The sequence below is a fragment of the Paenibacillus validus NBRC 15382 genome (assembly GCF_004000985.1).
GTDB classification, from domain to species: Bacteria; Bacillota; Bacilli; order Paenibacillales; family NBRC-103111; genus Paenibacillus_G; species Paenibacillus_G validus.
Genome location: NZ_BIMH01000039.1, coordinates 1 through 17,781, shown reverse-complemented (window position 1 = coordinate 17,781; position 17,781 = coordinate 1). Strand labels below are relative to the sequence as shown.

The following is a 17,781-nucleotide window of genomic DNA, read 5'->3' as shown; positions in this document are numbered from 1 at the left end:
CTAAAGCTATGCCTTTAGGTTATTTGCTTTGCCGGTTCGCCAACATCTGCTCCGGTGTCACCGTATTGGAAAATCCGAAGGTCGCTTTATCGCCTAATGCCGGATCGTACAGTAAACAAAGGCGGACGACGCTCTTGACGTTCAAACATTCGCTGCTCCCGTTCGGCACATACAGGCGAATCGGAAAGCCCTTCTGTAAAGGCTGCCCCTCCTCTTGTGCATAGAGGATAAAGGCATCCCGCAATTCGTGCCACGGAATCGTAGCTTGAAACTCATCAACCGCCGCAACCTGCAGGTGCGTCGGCTGCAGGGAAACGTCAGCCCCCTGCGCAGCGCTCCACGCCTCATACCAAGCTTGCCAATCCACCGCTCGGCCCTTTAAGCCGTTTATTCGAAGCTCCGGATCGATCGTCTCGGAGCAAACCGCAGCGAGTTCCCCGGGCGACGAATACCTTACGCTTCCTTTGGAATCGTCTACTACTTCAATCATGTCTACCTACCTCCGTTTCTTTAGAGCTTACCTGCCATTATATCACTTTTGCCCCCGGTTATGGTATGCTGATAGGTAAACGTAACGCATTAAACCGGATCGAAAACTACGAAAAACGGAGTGATCGAGTTGAAGCTGAATGTACTTTTGTTTGCCGGTCTGGCAGACCTGTTGGGCGCAAGGACAATTGAGCTTGAGACGGATTCGTCAAGCTGGACGGTAGCCGATCTGAAGGAGCAGCTGGTACGCCGTTACCCGCATGCATCTCAGGCAATATCGAACGCATATGCTGCGGTAAATCAAGAATATGCCGAAGCCTCCGCAGCTATACGCGAAGGCGACGAAATTGCCCTGATCCCGCCGGTATCCGGAGGCGAACCGGATTGGGTGGAGCTGACTCGCGAGCCGATATCCCCGGATGCCGTCACCGCCAAGGTGCTCCATCCGAATCATGGGGCGTCGCTCGCTTTTGTAGGCACGACACGGGAATGGACGCACGGGAAACGGACGGTACTGCTCGAATACGAAGCGTACGAGCCCATGGCGATCCGGACGATGAACCAGATCGCGGGTGAAATCGCCGAACGCTGGCCCGGCGCGCTGTGCGCGATCACTCATCGGCTTGGCCCGGTCGCTGTCGGCGAGATCAGCGTCGTCATCGCAGTTTCCGCCCCTCACCGCGACGCCGTGTATGAAGCGAACCGTTATGCGATCGAACGGTTGAAGCAAATCGTTCCCATCTGGAAGAAGGAGCGCTGGGAAGACGGCTCCGAATGGAAAGGACATCAGCTCGGACCGTGGAACCCGTTAGCCGGGGTTTCCGCTGCAGGCGAAGGAGGATCGGCATCATGAGCGAACGTCCGGATATCTGGCCTGAGCATATCGAGATCGACCGCGAGCGGTATTCGCGGCAAATGCTGTTCGCTCCGATCGGCGAAGCCGGTCAGGCGAAGCTGCTGCGGTCGCGGATTGCGATCGTCGGCATGGGCGCGCTCGGCACCGTGCTCGCCAATCATATGGTGCGCGCCGGCGTCGGCTTCGTCCGCCTGATCGACCGCGACTTCGTCGAACGCAGCAACCTGCAGCGCCAAATGCTGTACGACGAGGCCGATGCGGCCGCCTCGTCCCCGAAGGCGGAGGCCGGGGCAGCGCGCCTGCGGGCGACCAATTCCGGCGTAAGCATCGAACCGGTCGTCGCCGATTTGAACGTCACCAATGCCGAAGAGCTGCTGACCGACGTGCAGTTGATCCTGGACGGCTCGGATAACTTCGCCGTCCGCTTCCTGATCAACGACGTCAGCGTGAAGCACGGCATTCCGTGGATCTATGGCGGCGCGGTCAGCTCGCGCGGCGTATCGCTTACGATCGTGCCGGGCGAAACGCCCTGTCTGCGCTGCCTGTTCGGACAGCCGCCGGCCCAAGGCACGACCGAGACATGCGATACGGCCGGCGTTATCGGCCCGCTCATCCATGCCGTCGCTTCGCATCAAGCAACAGAAGCGCTTAAGCTGCTCGTTGGCGCGGAGGCCGAGCGCAACCGGAAGATGGTTCACTGGGATGTATGGTTCAACCAATTCGCCGGCGTGGACGTCAGTAAAGCGAGGAGAGCGGATTGCCCGTGCTGCGGCGAGCGCCGCTTTGAATATTTGGAGGCGGACGTGCAGGAGGATACGATCCAATCGTTGTGCGGCCGCAACTCGGTGCAAATTCAGCCGAGCCGCCCTTTGAAGCTCGCGCTTGCGGATTGGGAACGCCGGCTTGCGCCGGTCGGCCGGGTAGAGCGTAATCCGTTTCTGCTTAAGCTCCATCTCGAAACCGGCATGACGCTCGTTCTGTTTCCGGACGGCAGGCTGATCGTGCAGGGGACGGACGATCCCGTCGCGGCCAAAAGCCTCTACAGCCGTTATATCGGGATGTAAAGCCCTTATTTGTTTCATACAAAGGAAAGTGCCGACGTCCCAGACGACGCGGCACTTTTTTCAATTTGCAGTTATAGGGCCACGCGCTTTGCCTTCAAAAACGTTTTTTTCCAGTAAGCTTTGTTGATATTCGTAATTTGCACGCCGTTATTCTGACTGGGCGACGCATGAATCATCTGCTGGTCGCCCATATAGATCGACACATGCCCGATCGTTTTATTGCTTTTGAACCGGCCCGGCACATAAAAAAACATCAAGTCGCCCTTGCGCAAGTTTTTACGGCTGACGGGTTCGCCTTGATTGCCTTGATCACGAGCGGTCCGCTTCAATTGGATACCGGATTTACCGAATACATATTGCGTGAACGAGGAGCAGTCGAACTTCCCGGATTTCGGGTAAGGTTCAGCGCCGAACTCGTATTTTACGCCAAGATAACGTTTCGCCTGAGCGATCAGGGTATCCATGTTGATGTTCTTCAACACGGGAACCGCTTCGGGTTCCATACGTTCCGCCGAGAGAGTGTCCCCATCTTCCACCTGACCCAGCGTCGCTTTCGCCCCCGTCCCCTTGTACGGATCATTCGGATCGTCGGCAAAATCTAGCTCAGCACCCGTATTCGCCTCGTCAGGCCCATCCATACTTTCCGGCACGGTCTCTCCCGTAGCCCGTACGATCATCGATTGGCCCTGAACCTCAAAGCGAACGTCGTCCGCCAACAGGTTGCCGAGCGCGGAAACCGGAATATGGAATTGTGAATTACGCAAAATGGGCGGTTGCGGCAGCTGGACCTTGGAATCCCCGCGCTGAGCGGTCGTACTGCCCGCCTGCAGCTCATAAGCGGCGTCGTTGTCGCCGATCATGAAGGTGTTGCTGCTTTCGTTCCACTTGTGATGGAACCCGATAGCACTCGCAAGCTCCGAGCCGATCACATAGCTCACACCGTCAACGGTCTTCAACGGAATCGTCAGTATTTCTTCCGAGCCCGTCATGTGAATCGTGCTGCCGTCTCCGACATTCATCGTCTTTCCGTTATATTGCTCGCTGATCGAGCGGTCCGCATTCTGCTGTTCCCGATTCGCCAAGCTCTGCTGCCGGGTTTGCTGCTGCTCCTTGGACAGTTGGCCGCACCCGGCCGTAACGCTTAGGAGCGCTACTATCAATACCTTCATTATCATGGAACGAGTGCCGCCATTCTTCATCCTACCTACCCCTTGTCTGTCATGGAATCCAATTATCTGTTCATAGCATGAGGCAGGAGCAGCGGAGCTATGCACGGCAAGACGTTGGAAATAAAAAAGACACGCAGCGCTGCATATTCGCAGCTTGCGTGTCTTGAAGAATGAATCGGTTCGCTCCTTGCCTTAACCGATCGAGCCTTCCATCTCGAATTTAATAAGCCGGTTCATCTCGACCGCGTATTCCATCGGCAGTTCCTTCGTGAACGGTTCGATGAAGCCCATAACAATCATTTGAGTCGCTTCGGCTTCGGTTAAGCCGCGGCTCATCAAGTAGAACAATTGATCCTCAGACACTTTGGATACCGTCGCTTCGTGCTCGAGCGTAATGTTGTCGTTCATAATTTCGTTGTACGGAATGGTGTCGGACGTCGATTGATTATCCATGATCAGCGTATCGCATTTGATATTCGCCTTGGACCCTTGCGAGTTGCGGCCGAACGATGCCAAACCGCGGTAGGTTACTTTACCGCCGTGTTTACTGATCGACTTGGAAACGATTGTGGACGTCGTATCCGGCGCCAGATGCGTCATTTTCGCGCCTGCATCCTGGTGCTGGCCTTTACCGGCAACAGCGATGGAAAGCACCATGCCTTTAGCTCCGCGGCCTTTAAGAACGACAGCCGGGTATTTCATCGTCAGCTTGGAGCCGATGTTGCCGTCGACCCATTCCATCGTCGCATTTTCTTCCGCAACGGCGCGCTTCGTCACGAGGTTGTAGATGTTCGGCGCCCAGTTTTGGATCGTTGTGTAACGAACGCGGGAATCTTTCAGGCAGATGATCTCCACCACGGCGCTGTGCAGCGAGTTCGTGCTGTATACCGGAGCCGTACAGCCTTCTACATAGTGCACGAAGCTGCCTTCATCGGCAATGATGAGCGTCCGCTCGAATTGGCCCATGTTCTCGGAGTTGATGCGGAAATACGCTTGAAGCGGAATTTCCACCTTCACGCCCTTCGGTACATAGATGAAGCTGCCCCCGGACCAAACGGCGCTGTTCAGCGCTGCGAATTTATTGTCGCTCGGCGGGATGATGGTGCCGAAGAACTTTCTGAAAATTTCCGGATGCTCTCTCAAAGCCGTGTCGGTATCCATAAACAGTACGCCTTGATCTTCCAGGTCTTTCTGCATGCTGTGATAAACGACCTCGGATTCGTATTGGGCGGATACGCCGGCAAGGAATTTTTGCTCCGCTTCCGGGATACCCAGCTTGTCGAACGTTTCCTTGATCTCGGTCGGCACTTCTTCCCATGTTTTCCCTTGCTTCTCGGAAGGTTTTACATAGTATTGAATGTCGTTGAAATCGAGGTCTTCCATATTGCCGCCCCATTTCGGCATCGGCATTTTCAGGAACTGATCGAGCGATTTCAGACGAAATTCGAGCATCCATTCCGGCTCGTTCTTCATGCGGGAAATCTCGGTGACGATTTCGCGCGTCAGCCCTTTACCGCTCTGGAAGACCGCTTTGTGCTCGTCGCGAAACCCATATTTGTACTCTTCCATTTCAGGCATTTTTTTTGCCATGGCTTTCGAGCCTCCTTTAATGATCTTAGTTTGCGATATACGCTTCCGATCAATGCTTCGCTTGTTCAATTCCTTTGCGCAGCGCGTTCCACGCGAGCGTGGCGCACTTGATCCGTGCGGGGAATTTGTTAACGCCTGACAAAGCCTCAAGATCCTCGTACTCGAATTCGACAGGCTCGCCCTTCATCATACCGGAAAAATTGTCAGCCATCTGCAGCGCTTCTTCCAGTGTCTTGCCCTTCACGGCATCCGTCATCATCGAGGCGGAAGACAAGCTGATCGAGCAGCCGTCGCCTAGAAATTTTGCGGCTTTGACCTTACCTTCTTCGATTTGCATTTGCAGCTGAATTTTGTCGCCGCACGTCGGGTTGTTCAGATCGATGCTGACCGACTCGCCTTCGAAGCTGCCGCGGTTACGCGGGTTTTTATAATGATCCATGATGACGCGGCGGTATAAATCATCCAATTGCATGACCGAAGTACTCCTTTGTTTTGATGAGGGAAGCGATCAAACGGTCAATATCCGCTTCGTTGTTGTATAAGTAAAAGCTGGCGCGAGCCGTTGCCGTCACGTTCAACCAGCGCATCAGAGGCTGGCAGCAGTGGTGGCCGGCGCGAACGGCAATGCCGTCGGCGTCAAGCACCGTAGCCACATCGTGCGGATGCACGTCGTCGAGATTGAACGTAATGAGACCGACACGGTTCGTTTGCGGACCGTAGACGGTCAATCCGTCTACTTCCAGCATACGCTCCATTGCATAAGCGGTCAAATGTTTCTCGTGCCGTTCAATTTCATCGAGACCGATGCTTTCGAGGAAATCGATCGCGGCCGCGAGTCCGACGGCGCCGGCAATAATCGGCGTACCGCCTTCGAACTTCCACGGCAGCTCCTTCCACGTCGAGTCGAACAACCCGACATGATCGATCATTTCGCCGCCGAATTCGACCGGCTCCATCTCCTGGAGCAGTTCCTTCTTGCCGTACAAGGCTCCGAAGCCTGTCGGTCCGCACATCTTATGCGAGGAGAAGGCGTAGAAATCGCAATCCAGATCCTGCACGTCGACCTTCTTGTGCGGCGTGCTTTGGGCACCGTCGACGAGAATTTTGGCGCCATGACGGTGGGCGATCGCGGCAACTTCCTTCACCGGATTCACTACACCGAGCACGTTGGAGACGTACGTAATCGAGACGAACTTCGTTTTCTCGGTAATCGTCTTCTCCACATCCGCCAAATGAATGGTGCCGTCCTGCTGCAGCGGCATATATTTCAGCGAGGCGCCGGTCGCTTTCGCGACCTGCTGCCACGGGATGAGATTGCTGTGATGCTCCATCGGGGTAATGACAATTTCGTCTCCCGGTCCGCATACCGCTTTCGCATAGCTCGATGCCGCCAGATTGATCGCCGTCGTTGTACCCCGCGTGAAGATGATTTCTTCCGCAGAACGGGCGTTCAAGAAACGCCGGACCTTCTCGCGAGCGCCCTCATAGGCGTCCGTTGCTCTTGAACCGAGGGTGTGTACGCCGCGATGCACGTTAGCGTTGTCCCACTCGTAATATTTTTTCACGGCTTCGATGACGGATACCGGCTTCTGCGACGTCGCCGCAGAATCCAGATACACGAGCGGATGGCCGTTAATTTCTTGGTTCAAGATGGGAAACTGACTCCGGATCTCCGTGTTCATTGTCCCAACTTCCTTTCGACGAGTTGTTGCAGCTGCGAGCGGATTTGCTCCAGCGGAATTTCGGTAACGACCGGATCCAAAAATCCGTAGATGATAAGGCGCTGCGCTTCTTCGCGTGAAATACCGCGGGACATCAGGTAGTACACTTGCTCCGGATTTACTTGTCCGACGGATGCCGCATGGCCTGCCGTTACATCATCTTCGTCGATCAGCAGGATCGGATTCGCGTCGCCGCGGGATTTAGGGCTGAGCATCAGCACTTTCTCCGTTTGCTCGCCGTTCGCTTTGGTCGCGCCGTGTTCGATCTTCGTGATGCCGTTGATGATCGCCGTCGCTTCGTCGCGCATGACCGCACGGGTAATCATGTTACTGTCGGAGCTTTTGCCGAAATGAACGGCGCGTGTCGTCACGTTCAGCTTCTGATCGTTCGTGCCGACACAGATTACTTTGGCGTCCGAGTTCGAGCCGTTTCCTTTCAGAATCGACGTCGTATCGGACATTGCATTGCCGTAATGCATCTCCCCGACGATCCATTCGATTTGCGCATCGTTCTCCAGCAGCGCGCGGCGGTAAGTCAGATCCGTGACGGACTCGTTCAAGTTATGAACCGAAGCAAAGGTTACTTTCGCGCCCGGCTTCGCGACAATTTCCACAACGCCATTCTGCACAAGACCGTTCAGGCTGCCTTCGGATACGAAGTTGTCCACGTAAGTAACGGAAGCATGCTGCTCGGCAACGATCAGCACGTGCGGCGAGAAGCTCGCTTCGCCGTCGTCGGTCAGGAACAAAGCCTGCACCGGAACGTCGACTGCAACGTTCTTCGGCACGTACAGGAATACGCCGCCGCTCCAAAGCGCCGCATGCAGCGCCGTCAAACGGTTCTCCTCCTTGCCGACTACGCTCATAAAATGTGATTTCACCAGATCGCCGTGCGTCTCCAGCGCTTCCTCCAGACTGGAGAAAATAACGCCCTGCTGCTTAAGCGAGTCCGACAGACGGCTGTAAACGACGCCGGAATTGCGCTGTATAATCAGGTTGTCCTGCGTGCCTTCGCCGCCGACGGACAGCAGAGACTTGGCGGATTCCGGAAGCGCCTCAAGCGTTGCCAACGCATCCGGCTTTTTATAAGTGCCGAAGGAAGTCAAATTCCAACGGTCGATTCTTGTTTTTTCCAATACGGGCCAATCGAGCGTTCCTGCGAGTTCAAGCGCCTGTTCACGCAAAGACGTCATCCATTCGGGTTCTTTCCGTGCTTTGGACTGCTCCACCAAGCTTACGCGGTCGATCGGAAGAGTTTGTGTGCTCATCAGTTAATTTCCTCCTGTCCCTCCCGGGTCGCTTATTGGTATTTCGGAGCCGTCGTATTCATCGGGATTTTGAACTCTTCTTCAGTACCCCCGACGGTTTCGTCGACGATGCCGAGCTCTTCCTTCACCCAGTCATAGCCTTCGTTCTCAAGACGTTCTGCGAGCTCAGGACCCCCGGATTTCACGATGCGGCCTTGCATCATCACGTGGACAAAGTCCGGTTTAATGTAGTTCAAGAGACGTTGGTAGTGCGTGATGATCAAGAAGCCGCGATCTTCGGAACGCATAGCGTTTACACCGTTTGCTACGATGCGCAGGGCGTCGATGTCAAGGCCGGAGTCGATCTCGTCAAGAATGACGATTCTCGGGTCGAGCATCAGCATTTGCAAAATTTCATTGCGCTTTTTCTCCCCGCCGGAGAAGCCTTCGTTCAGGTAGCGGTGCATGAACTCAGGGTTCATTTCCAGTTCCTTCATCTTGCCTTCCATCAGACGGATAAATTTAATCAGCGAAATTTCGCTGCCTTCCTCACGGCGTGCGTTGATCGCGCTGCGCAGGAAGTCGGCGTTCGTGACACCGGTAATTTCGCTCGGATACTGCATCGCCAGGAACAAGCCCGCGCGCGCTCTTTCGTCGGTCGCCATTTCCAGCACGTCTTCGCCGTCAAGCACGACCGAGCCTGCGGTCACCTCGTATTTCGGATGACCCATCAGCGTGGATGCCAGCGTACTTTTACCCGTACCGTTCGGACCCATAATGGCGTGAACTTCGCCGCCTTTAATTTCAAGGCTGAGGCCCTTCAAAATTTCTTTGCCTTCAATTGCCGCTTTCAAGCCCTCTATTTGAAAATGAGGAGAATTTGCCATGTGTAGTTGCCTCCGTGCTTCCCTGTATTTTTTGGAATTGTTTTCTCTTTAGAATCATTCTAAACTGATTCTCAATGATTCTCAATCATAATATACTATTAAATCTTACCATTTGGAATCAATAAATACCTAGACGCGCGATTTTTGGCGTAAATTCTTTGTTTTTAGCCGTTTAACGCCGTTTTCACTTCGTCGACCCGTTTGGCGAACGCCTCATCGCTTAATACGGGCGTACGCGCCGCCGCATGCAGCCGCTCGGCAGGCAGCCCGATCCACGACTTGCATCCGTTATATTCGGGTAAAATCGGTACCCGAACCGGCTCGTCCAACGTATGTACCCGCAGCAGCATGACATGCAGCGGCTTCGTCCGCTTCCACTTCAGCCGTTCTTCCGCGAACCTGTCTGTCCAGATATGAAACGATCTCAGCTTGTCCAGCTGTTCTTGCGAGTCGATAAGGATGTCCTCGGCCAGCTCGGCATAACAACGGACCGTCAGCTCGGACTGTTCCCGGTTCCAGGCCGAAGCTAACGCTTCGACGCGCGGCGCGTACGGCGGCTTCACCAGCTCCTGCCGCTGGTGCTCGTAGGTCGGATAAAGATAGAAACTGTCGCTCTCTACTTCGAAGTCCCTCGTCTCTTCACGAATGCCTCCCTTGCGCATGATCAGGATTTGCTTTCCTTGTTCCAACGCTTCTACGGCTACAGCCCATTCCTTCAATCCGATGACTTCGCTCAAGGTCGCTCCCCCCCCCTTCACCTGTCAGTTAACCATTCTGATATTATAGTTTTTTAACCAAAACAATGCAATTCCGAACCGGCATAAAATCGATCTCATTAATTGATGCTAATAGGGCTACATCATTACGAGATGCAAGGAGGGTGAAGGACCATGCGCGAAGGTCTTATTCCAGCAGTATTAGGCACGGCTGTCACGGCGTCCGGCGCCGCTCTTCGCAACAAGTATCCGATGGCTGCCGCTGCAGTCTTCGGCTTCGGTCTCGCTCACGTTGTGCTTGGCGCGATCGATTTGGTGGAGCATCGCAACAGATCGTCCTTCTAGGACGATGCGCGGCCCGAACGCCGCCAAGCGGAAAAGGGAAGGCGTTCGCCCTCCCTTTCCTGCCTGTTTATTACGGGTTTGATTCCATACATACATCCGCTACTTATTCGTTATACGCTCCAGCTGCTGCAGGTTCGCTTTCATAGGATTGGCGCCGGAATCCATCGACGGATCGTCGCGCAGAGCCGCGGCAAACCCCAGCGCCGTCAGGACCGCGAGCGAAGCTAACGCAAGCAGCGCTCTTTGCAGCATCTTAATCACATCCATCGACCTCCGGAATAAGAGCCAGAAATGAACTTTTGTAAGTATCAGTTTGATAAACAAGCGTTACGGGAGGATTACCGCGGTGTGAATTTTTTGTTAAAACGCCGGACCTGCTTGGCCTCGCCCCGTTTTCCGCTATTCCAACCGACATCAAATTGCTTTATACTGATACAATGACTGATACAATGAAAAGTTTTTCTAGTGTAAAAGGAGGAATTCATCTCATGCCCGGTTATCATGCACTTTCCGAAGCCCAAGCCATTGAATACGCCCGCTCCATACCTGACTTGTTCTCCGAGAACAGCGAGTTGGTCTGCCGGGAAATCGGCGACGGCAACTTAAATTTAGTGTTTCATATTTCTGAACCTGCTTCCGGTAAAAGCATTATTCTCAAGCAGGCGCTGCCTTATGCAAAGGTCGTAGGCGAATCTTGGCCGCTGACCCTCGACCGCGCCCGGATCGAGAGCGAAGCGCTTATCATTCAGGGCAAGCTTTGCCCGGACCTGGTTCCGCACGTATATGCGTATGAGCCGGATTTGGCGCTGACCGTCATGCAGGATTTGAGCGACCACGTCATTATGCGCAAAGGCTTGATGGACGGCAATCGGTATCCGCTTTTCGCCGGACATATCGCGACTTTCCTGGCGCATACGCTTTTTTACACGTCCGATCTCGGGATGAACCAGCAGCAGAAGAAAGAACAGGTGAAGCGGTTCATCAACCCGGAGCTTTGCAAAATTACGGAAGATTTGATCTTCGACGATCCGTATACCGATTCGCCGAATAATAACGTGCCCCCGGCGATCCGCGACGCGGTCGAAGCCGTTTGGAAGGATCAGGCCTTACACTTGGAGGTTGCTATATTGCGCGGGAAATTTTTAACCCATGCGCAATCGCTGCTGCACGGCGATTTACATACCGGCAGCATCTTCATTAAAGCGGACTCGACGAAAGTGATCGACCCGGAATTCGCCTATTACGGACCTATGGGCTTCGATATCGGCGCCGTTCTCGCCAACCTGCTGCTCAACTTCGCCTCTCAGGAAGGCTGGAGCGCAGACGCCGACTCCCGTAAATCGTACCGCGCTTACTTGACGCAAACCATTCGCGACATCTGGACCAAGTTCGAAGCGGAATTCCGTTCGCTTTGGAACGAGCATGGCGTCGACCGCGTGTCGAAGACGGCCGGCTATCAGGATTGGTACATGAAGGAAGTGCTCCGCGATACGTTCGGGTTTACCGGCAGCAAGATGGTGCGCCGCGTGCACGGTCTGGCCCAGGTGGCCGACATCAATAAGCTGGAGGACGAAGCTGCGAAAGAACGCGCCCAGCGCATCGCGCTGGCGATCGGAACTTCGCTGATCAAGTTTAACCGGCAGGCGGATTCGATCGAGCAGTTGATCGAAATCGCGGATAAGGCCGTCCATTAATAAAATCGGAGTTATAAGGGCCTGCCGGGCCATGAGCCCAAGCGGTTCGGTACGTCACAAAGCGCAAGATCCGTTTGCGGATGCTTGGGCATAAGTAAAAAGCAGCGACGGATCGCCCAAGTGTTGCGGGGATAGGTGCAGCACTTGGGCGTCCGTCTAAGCGGGAAGTTTGCATACCCGTTTGCATACCAAAGTACGCGCGTAAGGTGAGCGATCACCCGGTAAGGAGAGAATGGACGATGACGACACAACAAACACCTGCGGCCGATTGGCTGCAATCGGTTCGCTGGAACTCGCTGGAGGACCGGCTCGATCTGCTCGATCAAAGGCTGCTGCCCGATGAGATCGTATATTTGGAGCTGACGACGGCGAAGCAAGTATGGGATGCGATTAAGCAGCTCGCCGTACGGGGCGCGCCTGCCATCGGCATCGCGGCCGCATTCGGGGTATACCTGGGCGTCCGGTCGTTCGACGGCAGCCGCGAAGCGTTACTGGCGGAAGTCGGCCGCCAATGCGATTATTTGGCGACGAGCCGTCCGACGGCAGTCAATTTGTTCTGGGCGCTGGACCGGATGCGGGCGCGGGCGGAAGCGCTGTTAGGCGCATCCGGCGAGGGCGTGGAGACGGAGGCGGCCAAGCGCGCGCTTCTGGACGAGGCCGCTGCGATCCAGGCCGAGGATGAGGAAACGTGCCGCCTGATCGGCGAGCACGCGCTTGAGTTGTTCGAGGACGGCATGGGCGTCCTCACGCACTGCAACGCAGGAGGCCTCGCCACGGCGCGGTACGGCACGGCGCTGGCGCCGATGTACCTTGCCAAGGAGAAAGGCATCGCGCTGAAGGTGTTCGCCGACGAAACGCGTCCGGTACTGCAGGGCGCACGTTTAACGGCGTTCGAGCTGCAGCAGGCCGGCGTCGACGTGACGCTGATCTGCGACAACATGGCCGGCGCCGTGATGGCTAAAGGCTGGGTGCAGGCCGTTATCGTAGGCACAGACCGCGTCGCCGCGAACGGCGATGTAGCCAACAAGATCGGCACATACAGCGTTGCGGTGCTCGCCAAAGCGCACGGTATCCCGTTCTATGTCGCCTGCCCGATGTCGACCATTGATCTGAACACGCCGAGCGGCGCAGACATTCCGATCGAGGAACGGCACGAAGACGAAATTACGCAAGGCTTCGGCAAACGAACCGCTCCGGTCGGCGTCAAAGTGTACAACCCCGCGTTCGACGTGACGCCGAACGAGTACGTGACCGCGATTATTACGGAAAAAGGCGTCGTTCGCGCACCGTATGGCGAGAACCTGAAAAAGCTGTTTACCTGACTGAAAGTGTCGAGCTTACGGACCTGGCAGACCTAGTAAAGCCTGGGCTCGCGACCGGCGGGCCTCCCGCTCCCTGCGAAAACAGCGGAACTCTAGCAGCCGATTCTTGTGATTAGCCATCCGCTATTGTATCCTTTGTAACCATGCATAAGGTCGCTGCTTTCCTCGCGGAATGGCAGCGGCCTTTTTAATTATCTCTCCTCCGACAAAGGCGGCCCCGCCTTCATAGGAGAGGATGCCGCGGAAATCGGTAAAGTCAATGGAAGAAGCTGTTGTAAAGCGATCCTGTTTGGGATATGATAAGTATGAATATGAAAAATATTTTCTTAAATATACGGCGTTTTAAGTAAAATTTTTTTTAATATATGAATACAGGGTGATCCTATGTCCGGCATTTTACAAGCGATACGCGAAAGTCAGGGGCAGATGAACCGTAAGGAGCAGGAGCTTGCGCAATATGTGCTGGAGCACCCGCATGAGGCGGTCCAATCCAGCATAACCGAGCTTGCCGACCGTTCGGGAACGAGCACGGCAACGGTTTCGCGCTTTTGCCGCAATCTGATGTTCAAAGGGCTCAGCGACTTTCGCATGAAGCTGGGCGCAGAGCTCGCGGTAACGCCCACCCATTCGACGTACCAAGATATCGTGGCGGGCAATTCGCTGCACAGCATCGTTCAGGCGATCGAGATGAACCATATCCGCTCCATCTCGGATACGACGCGCCAGCTCGATCTTCAGGCGGTGCAGCAAGCGGTCGGCGCGCTCCGGGCGGCGAAACGAATCGATCTGTACGGTGTGGCCACCTCCGGCATCGTCGCGCTCGATTTTCAGCAGAAGCTTGTCCGCATAGGGATCATGGCGCACTACTGGCCGGACTCCCACATGCAAATAACGTCCGCCTCCAGCTTGGAGGAAGGCGACGTAGCGGTCGCCATCTCGTATTCCGGCGATACCGTGGAGACGTACGATGCGCTGTTATGCGCCAAAGAACGCGGCGCCGTCACCCTCTCCCTGACGAAGTTCGGCTCCAACCGGATTTCGCAAGCTGCCGATATCCGGCTATTCGCCTCCTCCTTAGAGGAGGGCATGCGCCGCGGCGATATGGCGTCGCGCATCGCGCAGCTGCATGTGGTCGATATTTTATTCACGGCGCTCGTCAGCGAAGACTTCGACGACTATGTGCCCCAGCTTGAACAATCGTTCCAGCAAGTGAAAAAATACCGGAAAGAAAAAGGGAGATGAGCTTATGAATATCATAAAGTTCGAAACCCAGGAAGCGTTAAACGAAGCCGGCTCCGGTATCATCGTCAGCCTGCTGCAAACGAATCCGCGCGCAAAGCTGGGACTTGCGACAGGCGGTACACCCGTGGGCATCTATAAGAAGCTTGTGAGTGCCTGCAAGCAAGGCACCGTCAGCTTCGGCAAGGCGTCTTCGTTCAACCTCGACGAATATGTCGGTCTCGACCGGAACCATGCGGCAAGCTACTACGCATTCATGCAGGAGCAGCTGCTCGCGCACGTGGATATCGCCCCCGAACGGTGCCATATCCCGAACGGAATGGCCGCCGACCTCGAGGCCGAATGCCTCCGGTACGAAACGCTTCTGGAGCAGGTCGGACAGATCGACCTGCAATTGCTCGGGCTCGGGCACAACGGGCACATCGGCTTCAACGAGCCGGACGGCGCACTTATTCGCGGCACGCATGTGGTCGAGCTGCGCGAGCAGACGCGTGCGGCCAACGCCCGCTTCTTCGACACCCCGGAGCAAGTGCCGACGAAGGCAATTACGATGGGGGTTGGCACCATTTTGAAAGCGAAAATGATTCTGCTCGTTGTTCACGGCAAAGATAAGGCGGAAATCGTCAAACAAGCCCTGCAAGGTCCGATTACGACGGAATGTCCGGCTTCGCTGCTGCAAACTCATCCGAATGTGGCCGTTCTGTTGGATGCGGAAGCGGGGAGCTTATTATCATGAAAAGCGCAAATTGGAGTACGCTTATCGTTAACGCCCAGGTCGTCAAGGAGAACGAGACGATCCGCGACGGATACGTGGCGATTAACGGCGAAGGACGGATCGCCGCCGCCGGGCCGATGGACGGCTTGGATGAACGGCAGGCGAACACAGCCCTGCAGCGCGTCGATGCGGCAGGCAGCTGGCTGCTGCCCGGCTTTATCGACGTTCATGTGCATGGTGGGTACGGGTACGATTTCATGGAGGCGACGAAAGAAGCGATCGACGGCATTACGAAGTTTCATAACAGCCAAGGCACAACGACGCTTCTCGCCACGACCGTTACCCAATCGCGCGAAGCGATCGAAGCCGTGCTGCGAGCCGCAGACGCCTACAGGAAGGCCGGTTCCCCTTATGCACGATTGGGCGGCGTTCATCTGGAAGGACCGTTCATCAGCCCCAAATGGCCCGGCGCGCAAAACCCGAGCTTCATCGTCGATCCGCAAGCCGACTGGCTCGATGCCTGGACGGAGGAATTCCCGGGTCTGATCCGGATGATGACGCTGGCCCCGGAGCGCGAGAACGCGCTTCCGCTTATTCGGCGCTTGACGGATCAAGGCATCGTGGCCTCCGCAGGACACACCGATGCAACCTATGATCAAATGGTGGAAGCGACGCGTTACGGTCTGCGCCACGCCGTTCATACGTTTAACGCCATGACCGGACTCCACCATCGCAATCCCGGCGTTGTCGGCGCCGTACTGACCGAAGAGGTCATCAACGCCGAAGTGATCGCAGACGGGCATCATGTCCACCCGGCCGCCATTAAACTGTTGACGCTGGCGAAACGGAAGGACAACCTGCTGCTCATTACGGATGCGATGTCGGCCGCAGGTCTCGGCAGCGGCGAATACGACCTCGGCGGCCTTCCGGTCATCGTGGATGACGGCGTCGCCCGGTTGAAAGCAGGCAACACCCTGGCCGGCAGCACGCTGACCATGATCCAGGCGCTGCGCTTCATGGTCGAGCAGGTCGGCCTGAGCGTCGAGGAAGCGAGCAGGCTGGCCAGCCACAATCCGGCCAAAGCGATCGGCTGTCTGGAGCAAACCGGGACGATCTCCGAAGGCAAGCTGGCCGATTTGCTGCTGGTATCGCCGCAGCTGCAAATCGGGCGCGTCTGGGTCGAAGGCCATGCGACAACGAGCGAATAATTAGTGCGGCCGGCTTTGGGGCCATGCTGCGGTTACAGCCATAAAACGTGCGGATTTTTGATTTTTCCCGGACGTTTTTTTGGGGCTGTCATGAAAGCAATGCGCACCGCTTGATGCGGCAACAAAAAAACCGGCCGTCTCGCTGCAAGCGAAACGCCGGATCGCACTCTGTCATCACAGGACCCCCTTAATTTTCACGAAACTGCTGGGTGATGATATAGTATCTCAGCTTATTCAAGTCGGACGGCGAAATCGCGTGAATCTCCGCGCCGTAACGAATCGTACGCTCTTGAATATGTGCGTATCGAACGATGATTTTCGGGTGAATCGCCTCATCGTCGCAGATGATCATGGTGTCGTACACATGGTTCATTTTAACCGAAAAATCGTTGACCTCGAAACCGAATCCCAAGCGGCTTAGCGAGCAGTAACGAACCGCCGTCGTTTTGAAATCGTCGTTGATCGTGCCGTAGGTGTTCAGTTTATAGCTGGAGAAGGATACATCTTCATCCCGGTACATATCGTAGTTGGTATCGCGCTGGGCTTGGATCTTGAACACTTCCGAATCGGCCGGAACCAGGACCAGCTTGCTCCGGGATACCTGCAGCACACGCATCTGCACGCGCTCTTGAAAATTGAAACAGATCACCGAATCTCCGCCGCTAATCGTCGAAGGCTCCTCGAAGGAGACTTCCATCAAATCCGATCCTGCGTAAGAAACGCATCCGTTGTAAACTTTACCTTTGTGGAGAAGCTGCATAACTTTCATTCCTGTCACCCTCCTTGCTTGATACTTATACTATAACCGGGATTCTTTCAGAAAGTTTCAGTCAAATATTAGGAGTTTATTAGATTAGGAGAAATTGAAGAAAAGTGTCTGTCGAATGCCGTCGAATAATCTTCAATCCTCCTGTCCTCCTCCATTTGTCTTCACTACGGCTCCGTCTCCTAAGTGTGCAACAAAAAAGACCGTTATCTACGGTCTATGGAAGCTATGACAGGTGTGAAAGTGCGATAGGTCCCGGGCCTTTGGCCGCGCATGACGATCGGCCTATACGAGCGGATGAAAGAGGCGCAGCCCGAACCGCGTATGCACGCACGTACGCCGAAACGCGTTCGCCTGCACGCAGCATCTGACGGAAACCGGGGTTATTTGATGATGACCGCATAGACGTTGCCGGGCCCGTGAATGCCAATCGTCAGATCGTTCTCGATATCGGCGCTGCGGCTCGGACCGGTAATCAGGTTGATCGAGGAGGCGTACTGTTCCGGCGTCTCGGTTCCTCTGCTCAGGTGCGCGAACGCTTCGCCCATCCGCGTGACGAGCTGGTCGGCGCGGAACACCGCGAACAGAGTGCTCGTCAGCAGGCTGACCGAACGGCCGCGGTGCGGCGAGCATTGCAGCACAAGCGTAGCCGTGCCTGCGACGGCGTAATCCGGCCAGACGACGCCGAGCTCGCAGCGCTCCGTACGGCGAAGCAGCGCGCTTCGCCGCGCCCAGCCCGGGCCAACGGCGCTC

The 17,781-nt window shown here is 55.6% G+C and carries 19 protein-coding genes; 8 read left to right on the top strand and 11 right to left on the bottom strand.

The features are described 5' to 3' along the window. Window positions 1-19: 19 nt before the first annotated feature. Complete coding sequence (locus PVA01S_RS20160; RefSeq protein WP_127609074.1) at window positions 20-490, bottom strand: molybdopterin-binding protein; 471 nt, start codon at window positions 488-490, stop codon at window positions 20-22. Between the two features lie 129 nt (window positions 491-619). On the opposite strand from PVA01S_RS20160, the gene moaD reads away from it, so the two are divergent. After that, window positions 620-1,342, top strand: a complete 723-nt coding sequence (gene moaD / locus PVA01S_RS27535; protein ID WP_127609073.1) for a molybdopterin converting factor subunit 1 — start codon at window positions 620-622, stop codon at window positions 1,340-1,342. Further along, entirely contained in the window at window positions 1,339-2,409 is a 1,071-nt protein-coding gene (locus tag PVA01S_RS20150; protein WP_127609072.1) for a ThiF family adenylyltransferase, read from the top strand. Before moaD ends, PVA01S_RS20150 begins: the two co-directional genes overlap by 4 nt. A 71-nt stretch (window positions 2,410-2,480) precedes the next feature. On the opposite strand, the gene PVA01S_RS20145 is transcribed toward PVA01S_RS20150, so the two are convergent. From PVA01S_RS20145 to PVA01S_RS20115, 7 genes are all read right to left on the bottom strand, one after another. Then, the gene (locus PVA01S_RS20145) at window positions 2,481-3,584 is read right to left on the bottom strand and encodes a C40 family peptidase (protein WP_127609071.1); all 1,104 of its coding nucleotides are present in this window, start codon (window positions 3,582-3,584) and stop codon (window positions 2,481-2,483) included. A 186-nt stretch (window positions 3,585-3,770) separates the two neighbouring features. Further along, window positions 3,771-5,168, bottom strand: a complete 1,398-nt coding sequence (gene sufB, locus PVA01S_RS20140; protein ID WP_127609070.1) for a Fe-S cluster assembly protein SufB — start codon at window positions 5,166-5,168, stop codon at window positions 3,771-3,773. A 49-nt stretch (window positions 5,169-5,217) separates the two neighbouring features. Continuing rightward, window positions 5,218-5,640 (bottom strand): Fe-S cluster assembly sulfur transfer protein SufU, encoded by a 423-nt coding sequence (gene sufU, locus PVA01S_RS20135; RefSeq protein WP_054797851.1) that lies wholly within the window; start codon window positions 5,638-5,640, stop codon window positions 5,218-5,220. Beyond that, window positions 5,627-6,850 carry a cysteine desulfurase gene (locus PVA01S_RS20130; protein WP_127609069.1) on the bottom strand — a complete coding sequence of 408 codons (1,224 nt, stop codon included), beginning with the start codon at window positions 6,848-6,850 and terminating at the stop codon, window positions 5,627-5,629. The genes sufU and PVA01S_RS20130 overlap by 14 nt, the downstream gene beginning before the upstream one ends. Next, window positions 6,847-8,157, bottom strand: coding sequence for a Fe-S cluster assembly protein SufD (gene sufD, locus PVA01S_RS20125; RefSeq protein ID WP_127609068.1), 1,311 nt, complete (start codon window positions 8,155-8,157; stop codon window positions 6,847-6,849). Before sufD ends, PVA01S_RS20130 begins: the two co-directional genes overlap by 4 nt. A 32-nt stretch (window positions 8,158-8,189) precedes the next feature. Next, the gene (sufC, locus tag PVA01S_RS20120) at window positions 8,190-9,023 is read right to left on the bottom strand and encodes a Fe-S cluster assembly ATPase SufC (RefSeq protein ID WP_054800154.1); all 834 of its coding nucleotides are present in this window, start codon (window positions 9,021-9,023) and stop codon (window positions 8,190-8,192) included. A gap of 164 nt (window positions 9,024-9,187) precedes the next feature. Continuing rightward, window positions 9,188-9,760 (bottom strand): DUF1802 family protein, encoded by a 573-nt coding sequence (locus PVA01S_RS20115; RefSeq protein WP_054797850.1) that lies wholly within the window; start codon window positions 9,758-9,760, stop codon window positions 9,188-9,190. Between the two features lie 153 nt (window positions 9,761-9,913). Here PVA01S_RS20115 and PVA01S_RS20110 point away from each other — a divergent pair, with 153 nt between their 5' ends. Beyond that, window positions 9,914-10,084 carry a hypothetical protein gene (locus PVA01S_RS20110; RefSeq protein ID WP_054797849.1) on the top strand — a complete coding sequence of 57 codons (171 nt, stop codon included), beginning with the start codon at window positions 9,914-9,916 and terminating at the stop codon, window positions 10,082-10,084. A 99-nt stretch (window positions 10,085-10,183) separates the two neighbouring features. Here PVA01S_RS20110 and PVA01S_RS26770 read toward each other — a convergent pair whose 3' ends face one another. After that, a complete protein-coding gene (locus PVA01S_RS26770; protein WP_164751915.1) occupies window positions 10,184-10,345 on the bottom strand; it encodes a hypothetical protein in 162 nt (53 codons plus the stop codon). 227 nt (window positions 10,346-10,572) lie between these two features. Between PVA01S_RS26770 and mtnK the strand changes: the two genes are divergently transcribed. The 5 genes from mtnK to nagA all read left to right on the top strand — a co-directional run bounded on the left by mtnK (window position 10,573) and on the right by nagA (window position 16,262). Next, window positions 10,573-11,778, top strand: coding sequence for an S-methyl-5-thioribose kinase (gene mtnK / locus PVA01S_RS20105; protein ID WP_127609067.1), 1,206 nt, complete (start codon window positions 10,573-10,575; stop codon window positions 11,776-11,778). Between the two features lie 239 nt (window positions 11,779-12,017). Continuing rightward, window positions 12,018-13,100, top strand: coding sequence for an S-methyl-5-thioribose-1-phosphate isomerase (gene mtnA / locus PVA01S_RS20100; RefSeq protein WP_127609066.1), 1,083 nt, complete (start codon window positions 12,018-12,020; stop codon window positions 13,098-13,100). A 384-nt stretch (window positions 13,101-13,484) separates the two neighbouring features. Further along, complete coding sequence (locus PVA01S_RS20095; protein WP_127609065.1) at window positions 13,485-14,342, top strand: MurR/RpiR family transcriptional regulator; 858 nt, start codon at window positions 13,485-13,487, stop codon at window positions 14,340-14,342. Window positions 14,343-14,346: 4 nt separating this feature from the next. Then, entirely contained in the window at window positions 14,347-15,075 is a 729-nt protein-coding gene (gene nagB / locus PVA01S_RS20090; RefSeq protein WP_127609064.1) for a glucosamine-6-phosphate deaminase, read from the top strand. Further along, window positions 15,072-16,262, top strand: coding sequence for an N-acetylglucosamine-6-phosphate deacetylase (gene nagA, locus PVA01S_RS20085; RefSeq protein ID WP_127609063.1), 1,191 nt, complete (start codon window positions 15,072-15,074; stop codon window positions 16,260-16,262). The genes nagB and nagA overlap by 4 nt, the downstream gene beginning before the upstream one ends. Before the next feature lie 187 nt (window positions 16,263-16,449). Here the strand turns inward: nagA and PVA01S_RS20080 are convergent, their stop codons facing one another. Together PVA01S_RS20080 and PVA01S_RS20075 are read right to left on the bottom strand one after the other, a co-directional pair. Next, window positions 16,450-17,031 carry a hypothetical protein gene (locus PVA01S_RS20080; protein WP_054797848.1) on the bottom strand — a complete coding sequence of 194 codons (582 nt, stop codon included), beginning with the start codon at window positions 17,029-17,031 and terminating at the stop codon, window positions 16,450-16,452. Between the two features lie 380 nt (window positions 17,032-17,411). After that, the coding region (locus PVA01S_RS20075; RefSeq protein WP_164751914.1) for a LutC/YkgG family protein at window positions 17,412-17,781 on the bottom strand (370 nt) is incomplete at its 5' end.

Bases quoted from the DNA above. Each gene is read 5' to 3' on its own strand.
- PVA01S_RS20160 (WP_127609074.1), bottom strand. From the start codon at position 490: ATGATTGAAGTAGTAGACGATTCCAAAGGAAGCGTAAGGTATTCGTCG.
- PVA01S_RS20150 (WP_127609072.1), top strand. From the start codon at position 1,339: ATGAGCGAACGTCCGGATATCTGGCCTGAGCATATCGAGATCGACCGC.
- PVA01S_RS20145 (WP_127609071.1), bottom strand. From the start codon at position 3,584: ATGATAATGAAGGTATTGATAGTAGCGCTCCTAAGCGTTACGGCCGGG.
- sufB (WP_127609070.1), bottom strand. From the start codon at position 5,168: ATGGCAAAAAAAATGCCTGAAATGGAAGAGTACAAATATGGGTTTCGC.
- sufU (WP_054797851.1), bottom strand. From the start codon at position 5,640: ATGCAATTGGATGATTTATACCGCCGCGTCATCATGGATCATTATAAA.
- PVA01S_RS20130 (WP_127609069.1), bottom strand. From the start codon at position 6,850: ATGAACACGGAGATCCGGAGTCAGTTTCCCATCTTGAACCAAGAAATT.
- sufD (WP_127609068.1), bottom strand. From the start codon at position 8,157: ATGAGCACACAAACTCTTCCGATCGACCGCGTAAGCTTGGTGGAGCAG.
- sufC (WP_054800154.1), bottom strand. From the start codon at position 9,023: ATGGCAAATTCTCCTCATTTTCAAATAGAGGGCTTGAAAGCGGCAATT.
- PVA01S_RS20110 (WP_054797849.1), top strand. From the start codon at position 9,914: ATGCGCGAAGGTCTTATTCCAGCAGTATTAGGCACGGCTGTCACGGCG.
- mtnK (WP_127609067.1), top strand. From the start codon at position 10,573: ATGCCCGGTTATCATGCACTTTCCGAAGCCCAAGCCATTGAATACGCC.
- mtnA (WP_127609066.1), top strand. From the start codon at position 12,018: ATGACGACACAACAAACACCTGCGGCCGATTGGCTGCAATCGGTTCGC.
- PVA01S_RS20095 (WP_127609065.1), top strand. From the start codon at position 13,485: ATGTCCGGCATTTTACAAGCGATACGCGAAAGTCAGGGGCAGATGAAC.
- nagB (WP_127609064.1), top strand. From the start codon at position 14,347: ATGAATATCATAAAGTTCGAAACCCAGGAAGCGTTAAACGAAGCCGGC.
- nagA (WP_127609063.1), top strand. From the start codon at position 15,072: ATGAAAAGCGCAAATTGGAGTACGCTTATCGTTAACGCCCAGGTCGTC.
- PVA01S_RS20080 (WP_054797848.1), bottom strand. From the start codon at position 17,031: ATGAAAGTTATGCAGCTTCTCCACAAAGGTAAAGTTTACAACGGATGC.